Genomic DNA, 9,312 nt, shown 5'->3' with positions numbered 1-9,312 from the left:
GCCCCGCCGTCCGCGGGGCGATCCTCTGCTCCTTGAGGTTCAATGCGAACGGCCTGACCCGCTCCTCCCACAGCGCGTCGACCGCGTGCCGGAGGTCCTCCGGGGTGCCCGAGTTATCCAGCACGACGTCCGCGGCGGCCAGCCGGTCCTCGCGGCCCGCCTGGGCTGCCATCCGGGCGCGCGCCTCGTCGGCGGTCATGTTGCGGCGTTCGGCCATGCGGCGGACCCGGACGTCGTCGGGGGCATCCACCACGACCACCAGATGGAAGTTCTTCCCTTGCCCGGTTTCGACCAGGAGCGGGATGTCCTGGACCACGACGGCGCCGGCCGGGGCGGCGGCGAGCATCGCCGCGGCGCGCTCCCGCACCAAGGGGTGGACGATGCCGTTCAGCGCGGCCAGGCGCTCCGCATCACCGAAGACAAGGGCACCGAGCCGGGCCCGGTCCAGCCGGCCTTCCGGGGTCAGGACGGCGGCACCGAAGGTCTCCACCACACTGGCCAGCCCGGGTGTACCAGGTTCCACTACCTCCCTGGCCAGCGCGTCGGCGTCGACAAGCACTGCTCCGAGGTCGCGCAGTCGCGCGGCAACCATGGACTTCCCTGAGGCGATTCCGCCGGTCAACCCGATCTTCAACACCTCACCAGACTAAACTGAACCGGTGGCAGATGCGGCGGAATCCCCCGAGAGCAGGACGGCCGTCTACACCACCCTCGCCGCGGGGCCCGGGTTTCGGCACGAAATCGAGGTCAAGCGGTCCCGTTTCATCACCGTGCTGGCCCGCACGGCGGACGAGGACGCCGCCCGGGCCGTCCTCGGCAGCTTGCGCCGGGAATTCCATGACGCCCGGCATCACTGCTTCGCCTTCGTGCTCGGCCCCGACCGGGACATCCAGCGGTCCAACGACGACGGCGAGCCGTCCGGCACCGCGGGCATCCCCATGCTCGAGGCGCTGCTGAAGCGGGAGACCGCACCCGGCGTCGCCGATCTCAGCGACGTCGCCGTCGTCGTCGTGCGCTATTTCGGCGGCATTCTCCTGGGTGCCGGCGGCCTGGTGAGGGCCTATTCCGAATCGGTGTCCGGAGCGCTGGACCTGGCTCCCCTCGTGCGGCGCCGCCGGCTGCGCATTTGCTCGGTGCCCGTCCAGCACGCCGTGGCCGGGCGGCTAGAGAACGATCTGCGCGCCGCGGGGTATGTCATGGCCGAAACCCGTTACGAGGCGCAGACTACTGTCCTGAGGCTGGCGCTGCCGGATGATCCGGAAGAACTGGCCCGGGCTGCGGACCGCGTGGCCGCCCTGTCGGCCGGGAGCGCGTCGCTGCTGCCCGGAGAAACGGAGTGGATCGATGTGCCCATCAGCTGAGCCCGTGCCCGCGGTCGCGCTGCTTGACGTCAGCGAGGATGTTCTCGAACAGCTCCTGGAACTTGCGCTCCGGGACGCCGACGCCGACGAGGTCACCCCGCCGCTGGGCACGACCGCCGGCTGGAACACCGACCGGATCAGCTGGTTCCGCGAATTCCACCGCGCCGCTACAGCCGGCCTGGACGGTCCCGCAGGGCAGAAGACGTGGGCCATCAGCTGCGACGGGCAGATGGCAGGGTCCGTGCGCCTCAGGCGGATGGACACGGCACCGGCAGCAGCGGATGAGGGCTGGGCCGGTGCCGGGGCCGAGGCTGTTGGTGCCGCCGGGGCTGGGCCAGGTGGTGGCGCCGGGGCTGTTGCGGGGCGTGGCGGCTACGCCGGGCCGAGTGATGGCGCCGAAGCTGGTGCAGGTGGCGGCCAGGCGCTGGAAACCGGCATCTGGCTCGCCCGGAGCTTCCGCGGTCGGGGTGTGGGCCGCGAGGCGCTGCGCCTCGTAAAGGCTCGCGCCGCGTCAACCGGGGCAGCCGTCCTGGTGGCCGAGACGACCGCCGGCAACGTGGGCGCCCTCGCGTTGCTGAAGTACGCGGGCGCCGAACTGGTGACCGGTGCCGCCTCGCAGACGCACACGGTGCCGGTCATAGCGAAGATCCCGCTGCGCTGAAGGCATGGCATCCGGGGCCGGTTCCGGGCTTCCTCCCACCATTGGACATGCCCTCCGTTGTCAGCGCCTGGCTGCCGTCACGGAGCCTACATTCCATGGCGCGACCCAGTGCCTGTCCTGACAAGCAGGAAGCGCGTGCAACGGCAGCCCGGGGACTAGGGCCACGAATGGGCATGTCCGGCGGCCACGGCACGATGCGGACACCCGGCGCTGGACATGTCCCGCGCCCGGGGCCAGGACTGGGCCCAATCCGCAAATGTCCATGGCCCGGCTCGAAAAGTGGGCATGTCCCCGGAGGGAGGGCTTCAATAATGGGCATGTCCGGTGGTCCGGGCAACCGCGGCTCATGTCCGGCGCCAGGGCATGGCGAGGGCCTCCCCGCACTGGACATGTCCCGCGCCCGAGGCCAGGACTGGGCCCAATCCACAAATGTCCAAGGCCCGGCTCGAAAAATGGACATGTCCCCGGAGGGAGGGCTTCAATAATGGGCATGTCCGGTGGTCCGAGCAACCGCGGCTCATGTCCGGCGCCAGGGCATGGCGGGGGCCTCCCCGCACTGGACATGTCCCGCGCCCGGGGCCAGGACTGGGCACAATCCACAAATGTCCACGGCCCGGCTCTAAGAATGGGCATGTCCCCCGGAGGGAGGGCTTCAATAATGGGCATGTCCCTCCGGGGCACAAAGAAAGGTGGCCGCCCCCGAGGGGACGGCCACCTTCAAGCTACAAACTGCCTGGCCTCAGGGAGCGGACTCCTTAAGGATCACGGGCAATTAGTTGCCGGTCAGCTTCTCGCGCAGAGCGGCAAGAGCCTCGTCCGAAGCAAGCGTGCCTGCACCGGTCTCGGCTGCAGCCGGCTCGGAGGAGTAGCTGGTGGTGCCGGAATCGCTCTCGCCGGACGTTGCAGCTGCAGCGTCGTCGGCAGCGTGCTGGGCAACCTGCTTCTTGTGTGCTTCCCAGCGGGTCTGGGCGTCAGCGTACTGCTGCTCCCAGGCTGCGCGCTGGTTCTCGTAGCCTTCAAGCCACTCGTTGGACTCCGGGTCGAAGCCCTCCGGGTACTTGTAGTTGCCCTCTTCGTCGTACTCAGCGGCCATGCCGTAGAGAGCCGGATCGAATTCGGTGCTGTCGGCGTCGACGCCCTCGTTGGCCTGCTTGAGGGAGAGCGAGATGCGGCGGCGCTCGAGGTCGATGTCGATGACCTTGACGAACAGCTCGTCACCAACGGAGACAACCTGCTCGGCCAGCTCAACGTGGCGCACGGCGAGCTCGGAGATGTGGACCAGGCCTTCGATGCCGTCTTCAACGCGAACGAACGCGCCGAACGGAACGAGCTTGGTGACCTTACCCGGAACAACCTGGCCGAGGGCGTGGGTGCGGGCGAAGGTCTGCCACGGATCTTCCTGCGTAGCCTTGAGCGACAGGGAGACGCGCTCGCGGTCCAGGTCGACCTCGAGAACCTCGACGGTGACTTCCTGGCCAACTTCGACAACCTCGGACGGGTGGTCGATGTGCTTCCAGGACAGCTCGGAAACGTGAACCAGGCCGTCTACGCCGCCCAGGTCCACGAAGGCACCGAAGTTGACGATGGAGGAAACGACGCCGGGACGGACCTGGCCCTTTTCCAGCTTGTTGAGGAACGTGGAGCGGACCTCGGACTGGGTCTGCTCGAGCCATGCACGGCGGGACAGCACAACGTTGTTGCGGTTCTTGTCCAGCTCGATGATCTTGGCTTCGATCTGCTGACCGATGTACGGAGCGAGGTCGCGCACACGGCGCATCTCGACGAGGGATGCGGGCAGGAAGCCGCGCAGACCGATGTCGAGGATAAGACCACCCTTGACAACCTCGATGACGGTACCGGTGACAACACCGTCTTCTTCCTTGACCTTCTCGATGTCGCCCCAGGCACGCTCGTACTGAGCACGCTTCTTGGAGAGGATCAGGCGGCCTTCTTTGTCTTCCTTGGTGAGCACCAGGGCTTCGACCTGATCGCCAACGGAGACGACGTCTCCGGGGTCAACGTCGTGCTTGATGGACAGCTCGCGGGAGGGAATGACACCTTCGGTCTTGTAACCGATGTCGAGCAGGACTTCGTCGCGGTCGACCTTGACGACGGTACCTTCGACGAGGTCTCCGTCGTTGAAGTACTTGATGGTGGCGTCGACAGCTGCGAGGAAGTCCTCAGCGGTACCGATGTCGTTAATGGCGACTACGGGGGTACCGGGCTTCTCGGTGGAGGTGATGGTCATGTAGTAGGGGCTCCGTTGTGGATAGTGAGTCGGTCAGGCAAACCGCTTCGCCGGCATTATGGAATGCAGGCCAAGAGCACGGCGTCACAGCAAGCGTTCCGCCGGGTCATCCTGATTTTGTGGATTGTAGATGCGCGCACGTAGTACGCGCCTGTTTAGTCTAGTCGTTTACGCGAACGCCGGTCAAAGCGCACGGGGCCGTCCGTGTCGCCCTCGGCGCCGGAATCGGACCAGAGGCCTAGAAGTGCGTGAGGCAGTGCGGTGAACGTTCGACGGCGAACATGAGCCGCGCTGTCAGCGCCGCCCCGGCCGTGTGCTCGGTGATCCGGCCGGCAGCTTTCAGGGTCACCGGACAAACGGCGCCCAGATAGATGGAGCCGAGGTCCGCGACATCAAGGGACAGGTCCGGCTCAGCCTCCGGGGCCGGCCTCACCGTGGCCTCTCCCCCGCAGACCGTGAGCGCGAAGATGCCGGCCGAAAAGCCGAGACTGTCCCTGACCGCGAGAACGACCGTCCCGTCGGCCGAATACCGCCGGGCCCCCAGCACCCGGGCCGGGTCCAGGACCCGCAGCCACAGCATGTCGCGGTGGTCCGATGCCTCGACGCATCGCGGGTCCTCAAGCGCCCAGGTCAGGGGGTCGTCCACCGGTGCATCCTGCCAGCTGATCCGGTCCACGAGGTCGATGCTGCCCAGGAACTGCCAGAGTTCCAGGTAGGCGGCGTCATTCGCGGCCACGAGGTCCACGACCTCCATGGTGTACGGCTTGGCGTCCCACCCGGCGAACTTGTAGGACACGTAGCCGTCCACGGTCCCGGCGGCGTCGTAGTGCAGGGCGCAGCGGATTGCCTCGTCCTCGCTGCCGTCCCGGCCGAGCATGCCCGCGGACCGCAGCCGGTACGCTTCCTGCCGCGAGATCGATCCGGGCATGGACGCGTGGACCTGGCCAAAAACCTCGGGTGCCAGTTCCAGCAGGACCTTGCGGTCCGCAATCTCCACGGAGCCGGCGGGCGCATGGCGCAGCCGGAAGCGCGGCCCGGTGTCGACCTTGATGCTGCGCTCGAAGGTGGCCACGCCGTAACCGAACCGGCCATAGATCGAGGCTTCCGAGGCGGTCAGTGCCGCCAGCGCGACGCCGTCCGCCTTCGCCGCGGCGAGGTCCTCGGTCATCATCCGCCGCAGCAGCCCCTGCCGGCGGTGGGTCCCGCGCACGGTGACGGCCGTGACCAGCTGGGCTTCGAGCTGACGGCCGTAGCCGATGTTCAGGTCCTTGCGCAGGGTGGCGAAGGTCGCCACCGGGACGTCGGCCGCCAGCGAGTGCGCCGCGACGCCGTCGGCCTGGTAAACGCCGGTCATTTCACGGTTGTCCACGAGATACATGGCCATGATCTTGTCCACGAAGTCGTCTTTGCGCGGCTCCTCGTAGAAGCCGATCCCGACCCCGCTCAGCCACGCCGTGCCTTGCGCGTAGTCCGCCTCGTCCTTCGCGACCGCGCGGAACCGCTTGAGCTCGTACTTATCTGCCACGTACTTTCTCCCCCTGAGAATCTCGGGTCCCGGCCTAGCCGGAACGAAAACTGCCGGACCGAAAACTGCCGGACCGAAAAATACTTGCCGGACCGAAACCTTGCCGATACCGGTCCAGCGTTAGTGCCCCGCCTCGTACCAGCTGGAGCCGATGCCGATCTGGACGTCCAGCGGAACGCTGAGGTCCGCGGCCGAGCCCATTTGCTCGGTCACCAGCTTCTCCACGGCCTCGCGCTCACCCGCGGCGACTTCGAGGACAAGTTCATCATGGACCTGCAGGAGCATGCGCGATTTCAGGCCCCGTGCCGCCAGTTCCGCGTGCACACCCAGCATGGCTCGCTTGATGATGTCAGCCGCCGATCCCTGGATGGGCGAGTTCAGCGCGATGCGCTCCGCATTCTCACGCAGCTGGCGGTCGGTGCTGGTCAGGTCCGGGAGGTAGCGCCGGCGGCCCTCGATGGTGGCGGTGTAGCCGTCGATCCGGGCCTGGTCCACCACGCCGCGGAGGTAGTCGCGGACGGCGCCGAACCGGTCAAAGTAGTCCTTCATGAGGGTCCGCGCCTCGTCAACGGAGATCTCCAGCTGCTTGGACAAACCGAACGACGTCAGCCCGTACGCGAGGCCATAGGACATCGCCTTGACCTTGGACCGCATGGCGCTGGTCACCTCATCGGTGGGCACATGGAAGATGTTCGAGCCCACGAACCGGTGGAGGTCTTCGCCGTCCTTGTAGGCCTGGATCAGGCCGGCGTCGCCCGAGAGGTGCGCCATGATGCGCATTTCGATCTGAGAGTAGTCCGCGGAGAGCAGGCACTCGTAGCCCTCGCTGACCACAAAGATGCCACGGACGCGCCGGCCTTCCTCGCTGCGGATCGGGATGTTCTGCAGGTTGGGGTTGTTGGACGAGATCCGGCCCGTGGCTGCGACGTTCTGCGCGTACGTGGTGTGGATCCGGCCGTCTTCCGTGACGGACTTCTTCAGCGACTCCAGCATCTGGCGCAGCTTCGACGACTCCCGGTGCGCCATGAGCTGGACCAGGAATTCGTGCCCGGTCTTTTCCAGCAGGTTTTTGAGTGACGCGGCGTCGGTGGTGTAGCCGGACTTGATTTTCTTGGTCTTCGGCAACTGGAGTTCGTCGAACAGCACGGTCTGGAGCTGCTTCGGCGAACCAAGGTTGACCTCGTGGCCGATCGCGGCGAACGCCAGCTCCTGGGCGTTGTCGATCACCTTGGCGAGATCCGACAGCTGCTCGTCCATGCGGGGCATGTCGATGGCGATTCCCGCGAGTTCCATATCGGCGAGGACGCGGCTGACGGGCAGTTCCAGCGTGGTGAGCAGGTCCTGGGCTTTGCGTTCCGTCAGTTCTGATTCGAAGAAGCGGCTCAGGGCCTGGACGACGGCGGCCACGTGGACCAGCGCGCCGGCGGTGGCGGCGTCGTCGCCGTCGAACGCCAGCTCAAGCTGGCCTGCCTTGGCCGCCTCGGTGGACACCGAGATGTTCAGGTGGTGCTGCGCCAGCTCGGCGAGTTCATAGCTGCGGCGGTCGGGCTGGATGAGGTAGCCGGAGATGGAGGTGTCATCCACCACGCCCTCCAGTTCCAATCCGCGGGCGTGGAGGGCCTTCAGGGCAGCCTTGAACCCGTGCATCACCTTGGGCGCCTGGGCGTCCCGCAGCCACGCCGCAAGGACATTTTCGGCGGCAGCGTCCTGGCTGGCCAGGTCGATATAGACGGCGGAGTCGTCGCGGACGATCGCCACCGCTGCGGCGTCCTCGCCGATCCGGCCGGGCACGAGATCGACCGCCACTGCGGAGCGCTTGCCGGCACCGGCCGCGAGGAACGCACTGAGCTCGGCTGCGTCGGACGGGACCACGAAACCGGGCGTTTCGAGGCTTTCCCGCTCGGCTTCGGCAACTTCACTGCCGTAGAGGGCAAAGAGCCGGGTCCGGATGGTCTTGAATTCCAGGGCGTCGAACAGCTCCTCGAGGGCGGCCTGGTCCGGCCGCGGGTCCGCGAGCTCGTCCAACGTAACTGGCAGGTCCAAGTCGGTGTGCAGCCTGTTGAGGCGCCGGTTGCGCTTGACGTCGTCAACGTATTCGCGCAGCGAGTCCCCCACCTTCCCGCCGATCGCGTCGACGTTCTCCAGGACCCCCTCCAGACCGCCGTAAAGGTTGATCCATTTCGCTGCCGTCTTGGGGCCGACGCCGGGAACGCCGGGGAGGTTGTCCGCGGATTCCCCCACCAGGGCGGCGAGGTCCGAGTACTGGGCCGGGCTGACGAAGTACTTCTCCTGGATGGCGTCCGCGTCCATGCGGGGAATGTCGCTGACACCCTTTTTGGGGTACAGGACGAAAACGTTGTCGGTGATGAGCTGGAAGGCGTCGCGGTCGCCTGAGACCAGCAGCACTTCGTAACCGGCCTTTTCCCCCATTGCGGCGAGGGTGGCCAGGATGTCGTCAGCTTCCCAACCGGGCATTTTGATGGTCTTGATGCCCCAGGCGCCCATGACCTTGTCGATGAGGTCGATCTGGCCGCTCATTTCCCGCGGGGTCTCGTTGCGTCCGCCCTTGTACTCGCTGTACTCGGCCTTGCGGTGCGTCGTGTCATCGGAGACGTCGAAGGCGACCGCCACGTGGGTGGGCTTTTGCTCCTTGATCAGGTTGATCAGCATGGACGTGAAGCCGTGGACGGCGTTCGTGTGCTGGCCCGTGGCGGTGGAGAACTTGTCCGCGGGCAGGGCGAAGAATGCCCGGAACGCCATGGAGTGCCCATCCAGTACGAGCAGCCGCGGCTGGTCCGTGATCGGAATCACGGGGGCCTCGGTGGCGGAACCCGACGCCGCGGCCCGGCTGGATTTTCCGGCACGCTTGGCCGCAACCCCTGAATCCGGCTCAGTTGCCAGGAGTTGGTCTGCCGCGGTGTCCGCGGAAAGGGGGGCAGCATTTTGGGGGGCTGCATTCTCGAGGACAAGGGCCGGTTTGGTAGTTTCACTCACAGGTGCCAGCCTAGTTCCCATGAAGGACAATTTCACGCCCGGCCCCTACGCGACCGAGCTCGCAGCGGCCGGTGTTCCCGAGGAGATGCACGATTGGCTGGGCCAGTACGGCGTCGGAGCCCTTGTGGTGAAGATGGGGATCCGCTTCCTCGAGATGAGCCCGGAACGCACTGTGGCCACCATGCCGGTGGCGGGGAACACCCAGGTGGCAGGCATCCTGCACGGCGGGGCCCACGTGGTCCTGGCCGAAACCCTGGGTTCTTTCGCGGCGGGCATGCATGCCGGCCCCAACCGTCAGGCGCTGGGGATCGAGGTCGGCGCGACGCACCACCGGGCGATCTCGGAGGGCACCGTTACCGGCACGTGCACGGCCATCCACCTTGGTCGGACTCTCACCACCCACGAGATCGTGATGACCGACGAGCATGGCCGCCGGCTATCCACCGCCCGGATCACGAACCTTATCCGCGATATCGCGCCCTAGATCCGCGATATCGCGCTGGGCGACCGGCCCGGGCGTAGC

7 protein-coding genes are annotated in these 9,312 nt (G+C 66.8%); 3 read left to right on the top strand and 4 right to left on the bottom strand.

The genetic code is table 11. The features are described 5' to 3' along the window. Window positions 1-637, bottom strand: a 637-nt coding sequence (gene coaE, locus Y706_RS25190) for a dephospho-CoA kinase (protein ID WP_164468559.1), incomplete at its 3' end; no start/stop codon positions are given. Window positions 638-659: 22 nt separating this feature from the next. Here coaE and Y706_RS0112295 point away from each other — a divergent pair. Both Y706_RS0112295 and Y706_RS0112290 read left to right on the top strand, forming a co-directional pair. Further along, window positions 660-1,361: an IMPACT family protein gene (locus Y706_RS0112295; protein ID WP_028276828.1), complete on the top strand. Its 702-nt coding sequence runs from the start codon at window positions 660-662 to the stop codon at window positions 1,359-1,361. Next, a complete protein-coding gene (locus Y706_RS0112290; protein WP_028276827.1) occupies window positions 1,345-2,022 on the top strand; it encodes a GNAT family N-acetyltransferase in 678 nt (225 codons plus the stop codon). The genes Y706_RS0112295 and Y706_RS0112290 overlap by 17 nt, the downstream gene beginning before the upstream one ends. 772 nt (window positions 2,023-2,794) lie before the next feature. Here Y706_RS0112290 and rpsA read toward each other — a convergent pair. The 3 genes from rpsA to polA form a co-directional block, all read right to left on the bottom strand. Further along, window positions 2,795-4,270, bottom strand: coding sequence for a 30S ribosomal protein S1 (gene rpsA, locus Y706_RS0112285; RefSeq protein WP_018773018.1), 1,476 nt, complete (start codon window positions 4,268-4,270; stop codon window positions 2,795-2,797). 238 nt (window positions 4,271-4,508) lie between these two features. Beyond that, entirely contained in the window at window positions 4,509-5,795 is a 1,287-nt protein-coding gene (locus Y706_RS0112280) for a GNAT family N-acetyltransferase (RefSeq protein ID WP_028276826.1), read from the bottom strand. 120 nt (window positions 5,796-5,915) lie between these two features. Continuing rightward, window positions 5,916-8,810: a DNA polymerase I gene (gene polA / locus Y706_RS0112275; RefSeq protein WP_275450880.1), complete on the bottom strand. Its 2,895-nt coding sequence runs from the start codon at window positions 8,808-8,810 to the stop codon at window positions 5,916-5,918. Between polA and Y706_RS25185 the strand changes: the two genes are divergently transcribed. After that, window positions 8,809-9,273 carry a hotdog fold thioesterase gene (locus Y706_RS25185; protein WP_028276824.1) on the top strand — a complete coding sequence of 155 codons (465 nt, stop codon included), beginning with the start codon at window positions 8,809-8,811 and terminating at the stop codon, window positions 9,271-9,273. The genes polA and Y706_RS25185 overlap by 2 nt on opposite strands. Window positions 9,274-9,312 lie beyond the last annotated feature (39 nt).

The organism is Arthrobacter sp. I3 (genome assembly GCF_000520575.1).
GTDB classification, from domain to species: Bacteria; Actinomycetota; Actinomycetes; order Actinomycetales; family Micrococcaceae; genus Arthrobacter; species Arthrobacter humicola_A.
The sequence above is the reverse complement of the archived record's forward strand: the minus strand, read 5'-3'. Positions and strand labels throughout refer to the sequence as shown.